General features: G+C 34.5%; 14 protein-coding genes. 4 read left to right on the top strand and 10 right to left on the bottom strand.

The window, feature by feature from the left end:
- Positions 1-11: 11 nt before the first annotated feature.
- The 5 genes from M666_RS11570 to gcvT form a co-directional block, all read right to left on the bottom strand.
- Positions 12-722, bottom strand: coding sequence for a YebC/PmpR family DNA-binding transcriptional regulator (locus M666_RS11570; RefSeq protein ID WP_024480141.1), 711 nt, complete (start codon positions 720-722; stop codon positions 12-14).
- Positions 723-800: 78 nt separating this feature from the next.
- Positions 801-1,088, bottom strand: a complete 288-nt coding sequence (locus M666_RS11575; RefSeq protein WP_024480142.1) for a 4a-hydroxytetrahydrobiopterin dehydratase — start codon at positions 1,086-1,088, stop codon at positions 801-803.
- Positions 1,089-1,113: 25 nt separating this feature from the next.
- Entirely contained in the window at positions 1,114-1,935 is an 822-nt protein-coding gene (locus M666_RS11580) for a sugar nucleotide-binding protein (protein ID WP_024480143.1), read from the bottom strand.
- A gap of 3 nt (positions 1,936-1,938) precedes the next feature.
- On the bottom strand, positions 1,939-2,853 hold the full coding sequence (locus M666_RS11585; protein ID WP_029445971.1) for a glutaminase: 915 nt from the start codon (positions 2,851-2,853) through the stop codon (positions 1,939-1,941).
- Positions 2,853-3,938, bottom strand: a complete 1,086-nt coding sequence (gene gcvT / locus M666_RS11590; protein ID WP_029445972.1) for a glycine cleavage system aminomethyltransferase GcvT — start codon at positions 3,936-3,938, stop codon at positions 2,853-2,855. Before gcvT ends, M666_RS11585 begins: the two co-directional genes overlap by 1 nt.
- Before the next feature lie 254 nt (positions 3,939-4,192).
- Between gcvT and M666_RS20855 the strand changes: the two genes are divergently transcribed.
- A complete protein-coding gene (locus M666_RS20855; protein ID WP_029448670.1) occupies positions 4,193-5,926 on the top strand; it encodes a polysaccharide lyase family 7 protein in 1,734 nt (577 codons plus the stop codon).
- Positions 5,927-6,137: 211 nt separating this feature from the next.
- The gene (locus M666_RS19975; RefSeq protein WP_029445973.1) at positions 6,138-7,085 is read left to right on the top strand and encodes a polysaccharide lyase family 7 protein; all 948 of its coding nucleotides are present in this window, start codon (positions 6,138-6,140) and stop codon (positions 7,083-7,085) included.
- A gap of 92 nt (positions 7,086-7,177) precedes the next feature.
- On the opposite strand, the gene thrC is transcribed toward M666_RS19975, so the two are convergent.
- The 5 genes from thrC to thrA are packed head-to-tail and all read right to left on the bottom strand — an operon-like array spanning position 7,178 to position 13,427.
- Complete coding sequence (gene thrC / locus M666_RS11605) at positions 7,178-8,470, bottom strand: threonine synthase (protein WP_029445974.1); 1,293 nt, start codon at positions 8,468-8,470, stop codon at positions 7,178-7,180.
- A 52-nt stretch (positions 8,471-8,522) separates the two neighbouring features.
- Complete coding sequence (locus M666_RS11610) at positions 8,523-8,972, bottom strand: hypothetical protein (protein WP_139150259.1); 450 nt, start codon at positions 8,970-8,972, stop codon at positions 8,523-8,525.
- A gap of 4 nt (positions 8,973-8,976) precedes the next feature.
- Positions 8,977-10,014 carry an acyltransferase family protein gene (locus tag M666_RS20250; RefSeq protein ID WP_029445975.1) on the bottom strand — a complete coding sequence of 346 codons (1,038 nt, stop codon included), beginning with the start codon at positions 10,012-10,014 and terminating at the stop codon, positions 8,977-8,979.
- Positions 10,015-10,045: 31 nt separating this feature from the next.
- On the bottom strand, positions 10,046-10,972 hold the full coding sequence (locus M666_RS11620; protein ID WP_029445976.1) for a homoserine kinase: 927 nt from the start codon (positions 10,970-10,972) through the stop codon (positions 10,046-10,048).
- A gap of 10 nt (positions 10,973-10,982) precedes the next feature.
- The gene (gene thrA / locus M666_RS11625; RefSeq protein ID WP_029445977.1) at positions 10,983-13,427 is read right to left on the bottom strand and encodes a bifunctional aspartate kinase/homoserine dehydrogenase I; all 2,445 of its coding nucleotides are present in this window, start codon (positions 13,425-13,427) and stop codon (positions 10,983-10,985) included.
- A 1-nt stretch (position 13,428) separates the two neighbouring features.
- On the opposite strand from thrA, the gene M666_RS20800 reads away from it, so the two are divergent.
- Positions 13,429-13,554, top strand: coding sequence for a hypothetical protein (locus tag M666_RS20800; protein ID WP_255352120.1), 126 nt, complete (start codon positions 13,429-13,431; stop codon positions 13,552-13,554).
- Between the two features lie 145 nt (positions 13,555-13,699).
- Positions 13,700-15,247, top strand: a complete 1,548-nt coding sequence (locus M666_RS11630) for a bifunctional ADP-dependent NAD(P)H-hydrate dehydratase/NAD(P)H-hydrate epimerase (protein WP_029445978.1) — start codon at positions 13,700-13,702, stop codon at positions 15,245-15,247.

A 15,247-nucleotide genomic window follows, 5' to 3' on the forward strand; every position in this document is an offset into this window, starting at 1 on the left:
TTAGCTATATGCTATTCTTGCATGGAGTGATATACGTTTTGTACATCATCATCTTCTTCTAATTTTTCTAGAAGCTTTTCTACATCAGCAGCTTCTTCTTCATTTAATTCTTTAGTTACTTGCGGAATTCTTTCAAAACCAGAAGATAAAATTTCCAATTCTCTGGTTTCTAATTCTTTTTGAATGGCACCAAAACTTTCAAAAGGAGCATAGATTAAAATACCATCTTCATCTGCAAAAACTTCTTCCGCACCAAAATCTATCATTTCTAATTCTAGTTCTTCAGGATCAATACCTTCTGCGGGAATTCTAAAATTACATGTATGGTCAAACATAAATTCTACGGAACCAGAAGTTCCCATGTTCCCATTACATTTATTAAAATAACTACGGACATTCGCAACGGTTCTAGTATTGTTATCTGTAGCTGTTTCTACTAAGATAGCAATACCATGTGGTGCGTAGCCTTCAAAAAGAACCTCCTTAAAATCGCCAAGACTTTTGTCGCTTGCTCTTTTTATTGCGCGCTCTACATTATCCTTGGGCATGTTAATAGCCTTTGCATTCTGTATAACAGCTCTTAATCTTGAATTAGTATCTGGGTCTGGGCCGCCATCTTTTACTGCCATTACAATATCTTTTCCAATACGCGTAAACGCCTTAGACATTGCGGACCATCTTTTCATTTTACGTGCCTTTCTAAACTCAAAAGCTCTTCCCATTTCTAAATCTGATTATAATATTAGTAGATACAAATTTAATATAATTTGCATTTTTAACAAGTGAAAGTCAAAGATAGGTTATTCACTATCAACAATACTTTCTATAGCTCTAGCTAATCTAAAGTCTTTTTCGGTTACACCTTCTACATCATGTGTGTTTAATCGAATATGTAAAGAATTGTAAACATTGCTCCAATCTGGGTGATGGCCTTGTGCTTCACATTCAAATGCAATACGAGTCATGATGGTAAAAGCTTCTTTGAAATTTTCAAATTGAAAAGAAGTTTCAATGGCGCCGTCTACATATTCCCAACCGTCTAATTGTTCTAAAATACGTTCTATTTCTAATAAATTTAATGCTTCCATAGTTCTTTTTTTAATACATATAATGTTAACCTATAACGTGATCGTTAATAATCTCTTCATAGGTGGTTTGATAGTTTTTAGGTAGTTTGTTATCTTTTGGTAAAACGGCCAAATAGCGCTCCTCATTGGTGGTGTAAACACTTTTAAATAGCGGAGAAAAATTTCCTACACGTTTTAAAATTTCCTTTACAAATTCATCATGATGCACCAAGTCATTACTTCCTAAATGATAAATACCGCTTTTGTTTTTACTTACTAAATAATGTATTTGTTGTGTAAGTTTCAAATCATGGGTCACATTTAAAACTAGATTAGGAAATACTTCTACGGGATCATTATTTAAAATACTTGCTTTCATTTCCTTTATTCTAGGTGAACCGTTTCCAAAAACCATAGGTACTCTTAGGATGGCCATTTTTTCTTTAGGAATACGAAGCAACATATTTTCAATTTTTATCTTTAAGCGCCCGTAGATACTCTCCGATAAGGTCTTGTCATATTCATAAGAAGGGTATTTGCTGTAAGAATCAAATACATTGGCAGATGATATAAAATACAGCTTACAATGACTTTGCATTACATATTCTACCAGGTGTTCATGTGCAATAATTTGCGCCGGAAAGCTGCCTCGCAAAGCAGATATTATAATATCTGGTTGTACGAGTTCTAAAATTTCGTGAATATCGTCTTCTTCTAAATTATAGCTGTAGAACTGTTTGTTTTTATCAAAACCTTTGCGCGCAGTAAAATAGGTGCCATAGGTATTAAAGTAGTTGCATAACTCTTTATATATAGCATTGCCTATAAAGCCACTGGCTCCAAGAATAAGAATTTTCTTTTTATCCACCTTTTAAAAAATTGACTGCTTTGTTGCAGTAGTTAGCATCTCTAACGCTAACATGCCTAATTTAGAGTTTCCTTTTTTATTAAGTCCCGGAGACCATGTAGCTACACAGTAGTTGTCGGGTAAAAGTGCCACAATTCCTCCGCCTACACCACTTTTACCAGGCAGCCCCACTTCAAAAGCAAATTCTCCGGCTTCATCATAAAAACCGCATGTTAGCATTAATGCATTAATTCGTTTTACTTGACTGGTGGTTAAATAAGTCTTGTTTTGCAAACATTTTCCGCGGTTCATAAATACGAAAAAGAGCTTGGTAAGCTGCTTGCAGTTTAGAGCTAAAGAACATTGGTGAAAATAAAAATCAAGAACGGTATCTACATCATTGTGTAAATTCCCATATGATTTTAATAGGTTGGCGGCTGCATAATTTCTGAAACCTGTTTCTTTTTCAGAGGTAGCAACATCAGCATCAAAATTAATGCTTTTATCTCCTGATATCTCTTGTATATATGTTAAAAAATCTTCTTTAGGATTTTTCAGTTTAGACACGAGTATATCTGCAACAACAATGGCCCCTGCATTTATTAAGGGGTTTCTTGGAATACCGTTTTCTTGTTCTAATAGCGATAAATGATTAAAAGGGTCTCCCGATGGTTCTACATCAACACGACTCCAAAGCTCTTCCCCGATAAGGCCAATTGCCTGACTCAGTGAGAGAACTTTAGAGATACTTTGAATAGAAAAAGCTTCTTCAGAATCGCCCACGGAAAATTCATTTTGGTTGGCATCAATAATATGCATACCAAATTTATGAGGATCTATTTTTGAGAGCTCGGGAATATAACTCGCCACGTTCCCTCGATCAGAAACCTTATTAATTTCCAGTTGTATGTTGTGAAGTATATCGGGGTATTTAATCATTAATTTTTATAAAATGGTAATTTCACTATGGTTGCAGGGATTGCTTTTTTTCTAATTTGAATATAAATTTTTTCGCCTAATGCGCTCGCTGTTTTAGGTACATATCCTAAACCAATTCCTTTTCCTATTGATGGAGACATGGTGCCAGAAGTAACTATACCTATTTTTTCACCTGCGGCATTTACGATCTCATAATCATGACGCGGAATACCTCTTTCATCAAGTTCAAATGCAATAAGTTTTCTGCTAGAACCTTCTGCTTTTTCTTTGGCTAAATTTTCGCTATTTACAAAATCCTTAGTAAATTTTGTAACCCATCCTAAACCTGCTTCAATAGGAGACGTGGTGTCATTAATATCGTTGCCATATAAACAATACCCCATTTCTAAACGTAAGGTATCTCTAGCGGCTAAGCCAATTGGTTTAATTCCAAAATCTTCTCCAGCCTCAAATACTTTAGTCCAAATTTGTGCTACTTCTGTGTTTTTGCAATAAATTTCAAAACCTCCAGAACCAGTATAACCAGTGGCAGAAATTATAACATTGTCAATACCTGCAAACGGTGCGACCTCAAAAGTGTAAAATTTAATAGTAGCTAAATCTACATTGGTAAGAGACTGCATTGCTTCTACAGCTTTCGGTCCTTGAATAGCCAATAGGGAATAGTCTTCAGATATGTTGCGCATATCTGCACTAATATTCGTATTGTATTTTGAAATATGGTTCCAATCTTTTTCAATATTAGAAGCATTTACTACTAATAAGTATTGCTCCTCTTTTATTTGATAAATAATTAAATCATCAACAATACCGCCGGTTTCATTTGGCATACAGCTATATTGAGCTTTACCAATAGATAGCTTGGAGGCATCATTAGAGCTTACTTTTTGAATTAATGAAAGAGCATTTGGTCCACTAATTAAAAACTCTCCCATATGAGAAACATCAAATACACCAACGCCAGCCCTTACGGTTTCATGTTCAATAGTTACGCCTTCATAAGATACAGGCATATTAAATCCTGCAAAAGGAACAAGTTTGGCGCCTAATTTTTCGTGTATTTCTGTTAATGCGGTGTTTTTCATTTCTAATTTATTTAGTCGTTCAAAATTATTGAAAATATGTTAGATATGTCACTTTAATGCCAGAGAATATTCATTGAACAGTCTTACATTATTTTCTTCAAGATTATCAATTCTTTAAAAAAATCGGTCAAAAAGATGGATTTCATCGATTAAATGACATTTAATTTGGAATTTAAATATTTCGGGTCTATAATTGGTCAACCAAATTGGTAATCCAAATTGGAGTACCAATTGAAACACTCAACTTAAGTATTATGAAAAACACACAAAAATTGATGAAGTCAAAAACAGTTTTAAGACTTTTAACAGTGCCAATTTTAGCTTTAGCTTTTAATTGTGCCGAAAACGATCTTTCAGATGAAAATTTATTGGTGTCGCCTAATGTGACTATTTCATCGACTAATGCGCAGACCATTCAAGCAGAAAACTTTGATGGTATGAAGGGTATCCAAACAGAATCAACTTCGGATAGTGGAGGAGGTAGTAATGTTGGATGGATAGACTCAGGAGATTATCTAGAATATTCACTGACGGTGCCAGCTTCAGGAAGCTACAAATTTGAATTTAGAGTAGCTTCTAAGTCCAACGCATCTAAGTTTGATTTTTACCAAGGGAATACAAAATTATCAAATGTAAATAAAGCGGCTACAGGAGGATACCAAAGTTGGGTAACCACCTCTAAAACCGTTAATTTATCTGCTGGGACCAGTACATTAAAATTACTTGCAACAGGTGGTGGATGGAACATTAACTGGATTAAAATTACTCCAGTAAGTGTTAGTCAAACTACGGTAAGTGATAATCTTGCTTTAGGTAAAACAGCAGAACAATCTTCTAACTATTCTTCTAGTGCAGGTCTTCCTGGTCTTGCTGTAGATGGGAATACTTCAGGAGCTTGGAGTCAAGGTAGTGTAACGCATACTTCTAATAGTTCTTCCCCATGGTGGCAAGTGCGTTTGGGTGATGATTATACCATTGGAGATATTGTTATATGGAACAGAACTGATAGCTGTTGTTCTTCACGCTTAAATAATTTTGATGTTTTTGTATACAATGATGCAGGGACACAAGTTTATAAAACAACGATTACAAGCACACCTAATCCTTCAGTAACCATTAGTACAGGTGGCGTAACAGGATCAAGAGTTCGTATTAAACTAAAAGGAACAAATGCATTATCATTAGCAGAGGTTCAAGTATTTAGTGGCGAGAGCGATGGTGGAGGTACAACCAACCCGCCAACAGGGAATGCTTCTATTCCTTCAGATTTAATGAGTAACTGTAACCAATGGAAAATCACCTATCCTGACGGAGAAGAAGATAAAACACTTTGTGGTGAGGCTAACAATGAATATTTCTTTGTAAATAGTGCAAAGAATGGGATGGTATTTAGAGCTCCTATTCGCAGTAATAACGGAACTACTCCTAATTCTGATTATGTAAGATCTGAACTTAGAGAAAGAACGGAAGATGGTAAATCTGATATTTACTGGACTACAGATGGTACCCATGTAGTTTATGTAAAACAAGCAATTACACATTTACCTATTGAAAAAAATCATTTGGTAGCCACTCAAATACATGGTGATAAAGCTGCTGGTATTGATGATGCAATGGTTTTACGTTTAGAAGGTTCTAATTTATTTTTAAGTTTTAATGGTAATAAACTTAGAAGTGATGTAACGGTAAAATCTAACTATAGCTTAGGAACTGTTCATGAAGTAATCTTCGAAGTTAAAAATGGTAAGCATTATTGTTACTATAGTGAAGATGGTGATCTAAGAAGTAAATATCTTAATGGTACAGCTTCCTCTTATTTAGTAAAGGATGGTAGTAATAGTGTTTTAATGGATATTGATTATGATCAATCCTATTTCAAGATTGGAAATTACACACAAAGTAATGCTGAAGAAGAAGGTAGTTCTACCGGAAACTCTAATAATTATGGTGAAGTAGTGGTTTATGATTTTTTCGTAGATCATGATTAAGGAATAGTTTTAATTTTTTTGAGTTAGTTAGTCAATAGTAAAGGGTATTCGCAGAAATGTGAATACCCTTTTTTTTAGGCTTATTTTTTGATAAAGATGAAGCCATTCAACGAAATATTGTATGTACAGCGCTATAGCTGCTATTTATTTACGATATTTGTAATTGGTGAACCAATTTGGTTTACCAAAAAGTAATTTTTAAATTCCAATTATGTTGAAAAGCTTAGGTACTACTTTTTTTAAATTTTTTATAGCTATTGCGATCTTAGGCGCAAATATGAATTGCTCAGATAAAGGAAGTACATTAGAAGAAGATACTAGTGCGGCTGAAGAAATGGAGACCCCGGTAGAAGAAGTAGAGGAACCTGAAGATCCAACAGTACCAGAAGATGACACTACTCCTGAGGAAACGAGTGGCACCGCTAAAATTCCGGCAGATTTGATGGCTAATTGTGCACAATGGAAAATTACGTATCCTGATGGAGCAGAAGATAAGACCCTTTGTGATGAGGATAACAACGAATATTTCTATGTGAATGAAGCTAAAAACGGAATTGTATTTAAAGCACCAATTAGAAGTACTAACAATACCACAACAAACTCTACCTATATACGCTCTGAACTTAGAGAGAGAACAGAAGATGGTACCGCTGACATTTACTGGACAACCGCAGGTACACATGTAGTTTACGTAAAACAAGCATTTACGCAGCTACCTATAAATAAAAGTCATGTTGTAGGAACTCAAATTCATGGTGATAAAGAGGCTGGGATTGATGATGCTATGGTATTAAGGTTGGAAGATGCTCATCTATTTTTAAGCTTTAATGGTAATAAACTTAGAACCGATGTTACCATAAAAACAGATTATAATTTAGGAACTAACCACGAAGTAATTTTTGAGGTCATAGATGGTAAGCATTACTGTTACTATAGTGAAGATGGTGATTTAAAGGCAAACTATGAAAATGGTACTGCCACACAATACCTTGTTTTAGATGAAGGCAATGCTGTGCTAATGGATTTAGATTATGACCAGTCTTATTTCAAAATAGGGAACTATACGCAAAGTAATTCTGAAAAAGAGGGTAGTGATACCGATGATCCTCTAAATTATGGTGAGGTTGTTGTTTATGACTTCTTCGCAAAACATTTTTAGAAAAACGATAATTTTTTGTTATTTAGTTGATAGCAATAAAGGGTATTCATTTAATGTGAATACCCTTTTTTAATAATTTTTAAACAAAAAAATTAACCTATCAAATAGTCCTTTAATTCATCATAGGTAGAGATTTTAATAGATTTTTTCTTTTTGTTCATCTGTTTGATAATCTTTTTAGGAATATCTATATTCTCTTTGATCGTATCTTCTACAATATCTAAAAACTTAACAGGGTGTGCTGTTTCTAGGAAAATACCATAAGTGTCAGGATTTGTTTCTTGGTATTTTTTAAGGCCTAAATAGCCAACCGCTCCATGAGGATCTGCAATATAATTATAGTCATTATACAGCTCTAACATGGCTTCTTTGGTCTCCTCATCTGTAAACGCATAAGAAGATATATTTTTCTCTATGGTGCTAAAGTCATCTTTATAGATATGTCTAATTCTTATAAAATTACTAGGATCTCCTACATCCATAGCATTCGATATAGTCGCTATTGAAGGTTTAGGATCATAACTCTTCGTATTCATAAATCTAGGGACTACATCATTTACATTTGTAGCAGCGATAAAGTGTTTTACAGGCATCCCAAGTTGTTGCGCAACAATACCTGCGCAGATATTACCAAAATTTCCACTCGGAATAGAAAACACAATCTCTTTTCCTTGAGATTTTGCTTGTTTGTAAGCAAATAAGAAATAGAATAATTGAGGTAACCAGCGTGCTACATTTATAGAATTGGCAGAGGTTAATTGTTTTAGGCTCGTAATATCTTGATCTAGAAAGGCGGTTTTTACCATGGTTTGGCAATCATCAAAGGTACCATCTACTTCTAAGGCGGTAATATTTTTGCCCAGTGTGGTAAGTTGCTTTTCTTGAATATCACTTACTTTACCTGTAGGGTATAAGATTACAACTTTTACACCTTCTACGCCTAAAAAACCATTAGCAACAGCACCTCCAGTATCTCCAGAGGTAGCCACTAATACCGTCACCTCGTTTTTGCTACCTTCAGAAAAATGGCCTAAACACCTAGCCATAAAACCAGCACCTACATCTTTAAATGCTAGTGTAGGTCCGTGAAACAGTTCTAGGGTTCCTACATTTTTATTAATTTCCACAACAGGAAAGTCAAAGTTTAAAACGTCTTCTAATATAGTTTTGAGTTTATCATCATCAATGTCATCAGAGACAAATTGTCTAATTGCTTTATGGGCAATTTCTATCGTAGACATATCTTCTATATTTTCAAAAAAATCACTAGTCAGTGGTGTGATTTTCTCGGGAAAATATAAACCGCGGTCGGGAGCAATACCTTTAATTACTGCTTCTTTAAAACTTACGTTTGGGGCTTTTTTGTTGAGGCTGTAAAAATTCATTTTCTTTTAATTTGGAGTTTTTGAGTTGTTTTATGATGTCTTGTAGTGTTGGCTAGCAATCATCCGTATCTTCAAAGCTTTGAACTTCTTCTCTTAGTTCAGAAAAATCAGATCGTATTGTATTTCTATATAAGGAAACTTCTTTTTTTGGTATTTTTTCATTCTTAATATATCCTTTAAATTCAGATCCATTTTGTTCAATAAAAAGGTAGTTAGTGTACCTGCCAGAATTCCAGTAGTCATCTACCAATAAAAAACCATTATTGTCATTTGCATAAACTACAAATTTTCGCCAAGTTTTCTCATTTCTATCCGCATCAAGAAAACGTACAATACTTTTATAATAAATATCTCCCGTGCATTCCTGCATAAAAGATTGAATGTAAATTTGAATGGGCTCATTGTTGTAAGTCCCTTCAAACAAACTTTCCTTTCGTATTTCTTGCCCAAGGGCTACAGTCGAAAATAAAATTAAGACAAATAATAGTCGGATACTTTTCATAGGCTTAAAATTTTTTAAAAAAATTGCGTAATGGTGTTTCAATATAGGTAAAACAAAGTGCTGAACACGCAATTAGCATAGCGGTTGCCATATAGAATTTTGTGGTTTCGTTAGTGATGCTGTAATCTTTTAATATAGCTTTAGTCCAAGCAAATACAGGACTCTGTAAAATGTAGATGCCGTAACTTATTTCTCCTAAGAAAATTAAGGGATCATATTTCGTAATCTTAGTAATATATCCTGAGTTTGCACTCATAAGTAAAATGAGAGGGATGAATAGCAAGGCTAATAATCCATTGTGAAAATTTAATTGCGTATTGTACCATAATATAATAGGTATCATGAAAAGAAGTATTAAAATACCTAAATCATAATTTTTAATATGGTACTGTAGTTTTTTTACAAAAAATATGCCTGCTAAATTCCCAATTAAAAACTCTGCTAAATGCATCGGTGGAAAATAAAATAGGAACTCATGAAATTTTGAAGGATACCCTGTGTAGGATGTTGAGAATATTCCCCAATGAAACACTACTTGGCTTAAAGCAAAAATAGTCAGTACCGGAAATAGTAATTTTTTAAGGGGCAGCTTGCTATAAAACGTATTGAATAAGAATGGAAATAACGCGTAAAAAAAGAATTCTACAGCCAATGACCAAGCTGGGTAATTAAACGTTAAGGCTTTACCGGGAATCCAACTTTGGAGCATTAGTAAATTCAAAAGTAGATTGCCGAGTTCACTGTCTTTGTGGTAATATAATTTAAAAGCTAAAACAAGCACTAATGCCAAGAAGTACACAGGATAAATCCGAGCAAATCTTTTTTTAATATACGCTAAGAATTCTAATTTTTTATGCTGATGGTACGCAATGATCATAATGAATCCCGAGAGTATAAAAAAGTAACTTACCGCTATGTTTCCTTGCTCAAATAATGTTCTTAAAGGTGTTAAATTAAAAGGATACACTTCTAGGCCGTAATGGTATATTACAACTGCTATGGCAGCTATGAATCTAGAAAATGTTAATTGATCTAATCTCAAAATCCTTAATTTAACGATACATCAAACTTATTTATAAAACTTTAATTCCTTCTGTATTTACTTTAGATACATGAATGTCGTAATCTATCCCAATTTTATCGTATACATCAGTCATGGCCTGTGCTACTTTTTTTGCAGTTTCTATACCTTTACTTAATGCAAACACTGAAGGACCAGAACCTGATATGCCACAACCTAATGCGCCAGATTCTAATGCTTTTTGTTTTACCGTGTCAAAGCCAGGTATTAGAATAGAACGGATGGGTTCTACAATATGGTCCTCTAATGATCTTCCAATTAGCTCATAATCTTCTGTAAATAAGCCTGCAATTAATCCGCCCACATTTCCCCATTGTTTAATTCCGTCTTCTAAAGAAATAGTAGTCTTTAAGATACGTCTAGAATCAGATGTTTTTACTTCAATCTGAGGGTGTATAACGGTAGCATATAATTCTTTCGGTGTATTTATTTTAATAACATCTAATGGTTGGTAGCTGCGTACGAGCGTAAAACCGCCAAAGAGGGCAGGAGCAACATTATCTGCATGGGCTACGCCACTTGCTAAACGTTCTCCTTCCATGGCAAATTTCACCAATTCTAATGGAGAAAAAGGTTTGCCTAAAAGGGCATTCATGGCCCAAACAGCACCAGTAGAACTGGCAGCACTGCTGCCAATTCCACTTCCTGCTTTTATTTTTTTATAAATTTCAATATCAAAACCACCTTCGTAATCACTTTGTGCTAACAGTGCTAAACCGGCAACACCCGCTACATTTTGTAGGGTTTCCATAGGTAAATCTTGCCCTGTAAGCTTAGTAATTCTGATGCCTTTTTGAGTTGTTTTTCTTACCACCATTTCATCACCTACAGCATCTAAAGCGAGTCCTAAAACATCAAATCCGCAAGAGACATTAGCAATAGTTGCTGGACAGAAAACTCTAATTTCATTTGCATTCATAGCCTACAGATTAAAAGTTACCTATTCTTATAATATCAGCAAAAATACCAGATGCAGTTACTTCAGCACCAGCACCAGCACCTTTGATAATCATAGGTTGGTTAGGGTATCTTTCTGTATAGAATAATACAATATTGTCACTACCTTCTAAATTATAGAAGTCGTGCCCTTTAGGAATATGCTGTAAGCCAACGCTTGCTTTGCCATCTTCATATTGAGCAACATACTTTAATTTACTGCCGGTATCATTAGCCTCTTTAAACATTTTTTGAAAATCAACTTCATATTTAATTAGCGAAGCAAAAAAGTCCTCATTGTTTGTGGTAGCAAGGCTTTCTTCAGGTAAGAAAGGTGTATTGGTTATTTCTTCAATATCTATTTTGTTACCACTCTCCCGTGCTAAAATTAAAATCTTACGCATTACATCAATACCACTCAAATCTATTTTAGGATCTGGCTCTGTATAACCTTGCTCTTGTGCTTGTTTAACAATATCATGGAAAGTAGATTGGTCATTAAAATTATTAAACAAGAAATTTAAGCTACCTGAAAGTACTGCTTGAATTTTTAGTATTTTATCTCCTGATGCAATCAAATTTTTAAGCGTATCAATAATAGGTAAACCTGCACCTACATTGGTTTCAAATAAAAATGGCGCATTGTATTTGCGTGCTAAATCTTTCAGGTTTTTGTAATTGTTGTATTCCGAAGAGCAAGCAATCTTATTACAGGTCACCACAGAAATACTGTTCTTTAAATAAGATGCATAGGTTTCAGAAACTTCTGCACTGGCTGTATTATCTACAAAAATGCTATTTCTGTAATTTAGTTTTTGAATGTTTTCAAAGAACTTTTGTTTGTCTGTTTTTTCTCCAGCTTTTAGTTTTTCATCCCAACTTTTAAGATTGATACCGTCTTCATCAAAAACCATTGTTCTAGAATTAGAAATTCCAATAACACGGATATTTAATTTTAGGTTCTCTTTTAAAAATTTACGTTGTTGCTGTATTTGATTTAAGAATTTTGTACCCACATTACCAACACCCATTACAAAAAGGTTTAACTGTTTGGTATTGTCTTCAAAAAACTCCTCATGTAATGTATTTAAGGCTTTCTTGACGTCATCTTTTACAATGACCGCAGAAATATTACGTTCAGAAGCACCTTGCGCAATTGCTCTTATGTTAACATTATTTTTTCCTAAAGTACTAAACATTTTACCGCTTAATCCTTGATGACGCTTCATATTGTCGCCCACAAGGGCAATAATGGCTAAATCTTCTTCTGCAATAACAGGTTTAATTTTGCCTAAGGATATTTCATATTCAAAAGCTTCATTTACAATTTGTACCGCTTTTATAGCGTCATTATCCGAAACACCCACACAGATAGAGTGTTCAGAAGATGCTTGTGTAATCAATACAACGCTAATATTTGCTTGTGATAATACTTCAAAAAAGCGTTTAGAGATTCCAGGAATTCCAACCATACCAGGCCCTTCTAACGAGAGTAATGCAATATGCTCTACATGACTTATGCCGCGAACAGTTTTTCCTAGTTCATTTTTATTTTTTGTAATTAAGGTACCTTCGTTTTCCGCATCAAAAGTATTTTTGATGACAATAGAAATACCCTTAGAAAGTACAGGTTGTATTGTTGGAGGGTATAATACTTTAGCTCCAAAATGCGAAAGCTCCATAGCTTCCTCATAAGAAATATGCGGAATAGGCATCGCTTGCTTTACTATTCTTGGGTTAGCCGTATACATTCCACTAACATCCGTCCAAATTTCTAAAAGTTCTGCATCAATAGCACTAGCAATAATGGCAGCTGTATAATCAGATCCCCCTCTGCCTAAGGTAGTAGAATCTCCAGAAGTAGAAGAGGCTATGAAGCCACCCATGACAATAACTTGTTCAGGAACGGCCGTAAAAAACTCTTTACAATTAGAATTTGTTGTGGCAAAGTCTACTATGGCTTTACCAAAGTTAGAATTTGTTTTTATAAGTTCTCTACTATCTTTGTAGCTACAGTTGAGTTGTTCTGCAATAAAATATTCACTGATGATGTAAGACGATAATAGTTCGCCATAACTAACAATTTTATCAGATAGTTTTGGTGTAATTTCTCCTATTAAATAAGCACCTTCTAATAAGGTTTCTAACGTGTTAAGTTCACTTTTTACCTTACTTAATACCTTGCTTTGTTGTAAAACAGGGATCAATTCTTTAATGGTAATTAAGTGTCTTTCCTCAATTTCTTTAAGGCTATTTTTATAGGTGTTATCTTGAGCAGAAGCTAGTGTTGCTGTACTTAATAGTAAATCTGTAACTCCGCCTAAGGCAGAAACTACGACGATATTTTTATTGACTTGAGAATTAGCCACAATGTTTTTAACAAGGGCTATGTTTTTAGCGTTAGCAACAGAAGTGCCTCCAAATTTTAGAACTTTCATTATGAGAAATAGTTTTGTGGTAATAAAAATAAAAATGCATGAATATGCGAAAACGGACGAGTATATAGCAGATTACCCCAATGGGGTAGTGGTGCTGAAAGTGATAGTAGTATCACACGCAATATAAAATGTAGAAAGGTTAAATTGACTATCCATTATTAGGTCTTTATATCTTTTAAAGATATAGTCAAATGTAGTATTTTTGAGTTCCTTATCAAATGATTTCCGAAATTTTTACGGAATCAGCAATTAATGTTAAATATTATTATTGAATGAAGATTTTTAGCGCAAAACAAATCTACCAAGCTGATAAATATACAATAGAAAAACAGCAAATAAAAAGTGATGAACTCATGGAGCGCGTCGCTATTCAAATTTTTAATTGGTTACACCTTAGACTTCAGGGTGCTCCGGTAAAAATTCAGCTATTTTGTGGTATTGGTAATAATGGTGGCGATGGTGTAGCTGTCGCAAGACATTTACAAGAACATGGTTATAGTATAGAAGTACATATCGTAAACTATAGTGAGAAACGTTCTGATGATTTTTTATTGAATTTAAAGCGATTAAAAGATCGTAAAATTTGGCCAAATTTTATTAATAGCGATTCTGATTTTCCAGAAATTAGTAAAGAAGATATTGTTATAGATGCTATTTTTGGTATTGGATTAAATAGAAATCCAGATGCTTGGGTGGTTAAGTTGATGCAAAAAATTAATGCATCAGATGCTTTTGTTCTGGCGGTAGATTTACCTTCGGGGCTTTATACGGATAAACCGGTAAAGAATGAAGATGCTGTTGTAAAAGCAAATCATATTTTGAGTTTTCAAACCCCTAAATTGGTGTTTTTCCTTCCGGAAACAGGTGTTTATGCCAATCAATGGGAGATTATAGATATTGGGATTGATGCTGAATTTATAGCGAATACAGAAGTCGACTATGAATTGATAAGCAAATTAGAGGTATTACCGTCTTATATTCCGCGGGAGAAATTTGCACATAAAGGTACTTACGGTCACGCTTTAATTATTGGTGGGAGTTATGGTAAAATAGGAGCTGTGCAATTAGCCTCAAAATCTTGTTTACGCTCTGGTGCTGGTTTAGTGACGGCATACCTACCTAAATGTGGTTACGTGCCTTTGCAGACTGCTTTGCCAGAAGTTATGGTGCTAACAGATGATCAGGATGAATGTATAAGTGCTGTTAATTTTGATATCACGCCCGATGTTATTGGAATAGGAGTGGGTTTAGGTACTGCTAAAGAGACACAGGAAGCATTAGGTGCTTTTCTCAAAAGCAATAAAACGCCATTGGTCTTAGATGCTGATGCTATTAATATCTTGGCTTTAAATGAAGCCTTTTTAAAGAATTTGCCGGCGCAAACGGTATTAACACCACATCCTAAAGAATTGGAGCGTTTGTTAGGTAAGTGGAAAGACGATTTTGATAAATTAAAAAAAGCAAAAGCATTTTCAAAAAAGTATGATTGTATTGTAGTGATTAAAGGGGCGCATACCATAACGGTATATGATGGTCAAGGCTATATAAATACTACAGGAAATCCTGGTATGGCTACTGCTGGAAGTGGTGATGTATTAACTGGAGTCATCACAGGATTAATTGCTCAAGGCTATGAACCCTTGACGGCGTCAATTTTCGGGGTGTACCTGCATGGAACCTCTGGAGATATTGCGGTGGAGAGTACAGGCTACCAATCACTCACCGCTAGTGCACTCATAGATAGTTTGGGTAATGCCTATGTCGATTTATTTAAGCAGCCGGAACAGCCCCCGCAAATGGAAGAACAAGAACAGCAATAG

Origin of the sequence: Cellulophaga baltica 18, from assembly GCF_000468615.2 — a bacterium.
GTDB lineage: Bacteria > Bacteroidota > Bacteroidia > Flavobacteriales > Flavobacteriaceae > Cellulophaga > Cellulophaga baltica.

Coding starts and splice junctions, on each gene's coding strand:
- M666_RS11630 (WP_029445978.1), top strand. CDS start 13,700: ATGAAGATTTTTAGCGCAAAACAAATCTACCAAGCTGATAAATATACA.
- M666_RS11610 (WP_139150259.1), bottom strand. CDS start 8,972: ATGAAAAGTATCCGACTATTATTTGTCTTAATTTTATTTTCGACTGTA.
- M666_RS11620 (WP_029445976.1), bottom strand. CDS start 10,972: ATGAATGCAAATGAAATTAGAGTTTTCTGTCCAGCAACTATTGCTAAT.
- M666_RS20855 (WP_029448670.1), top strand. CDS start 4,193: ATGAAAAACACACAAAAATTGATGAAGTCAAAAACAGTTTTAAGACTT.
- M666_RS19975 (WP_029445973.1), top strand. CDS start 6,138: ATGTTGAAAAGCTTAGGTACTACTTTTTTTAAATTTTTTATAGCTATT.
- gcvT (WP_029445972.1), bottom strand. CDS start 3,938: ATGAAAAACACCGCATTAACAGAAATACACGAAAAATTAGGCGCCAAA.
- M666_RS20800 (WP_255352120.1), top strand. CDS start 13,429: ATGAGAAATAGTTTTGTGGTAATAAAAATAAAAATGCATGAATATGCG.
- M666_RS11575 (WP_024480142.1), bottom strand. CDS start 1,088: ATGGAAGCATTAAATTTATTAGAAATAGAACGTATTTTAGAACAATTA.
- M666_RS11585 (WP_029445971.1), bottom strand. CDS start 2,853: ATGATTAAATACCCCGATATACTTCACAACATACAACTGGAAATTAAT.
- thrC (WP_029445974.1), bottom strand. CDS start 8,470: ATGAATTTTTACAGCCTCAACAAAAAAGCCCCAAACGTAAGTTTTAAA.
- thrA (WP_029445977.1), bottom strand. CDS start 13,427: ATGAAAGTTCTAAAATTTGGAGGCACTTCTGTTGCTAACGCTAAAAAC.
- M666_RS11570 (WP_024480141.1), bottom strand. CDS start 722: ATGGGAAGAGCTTTTGAGTTTAGAAAGGCACGTAAAATGAAAAGATGG.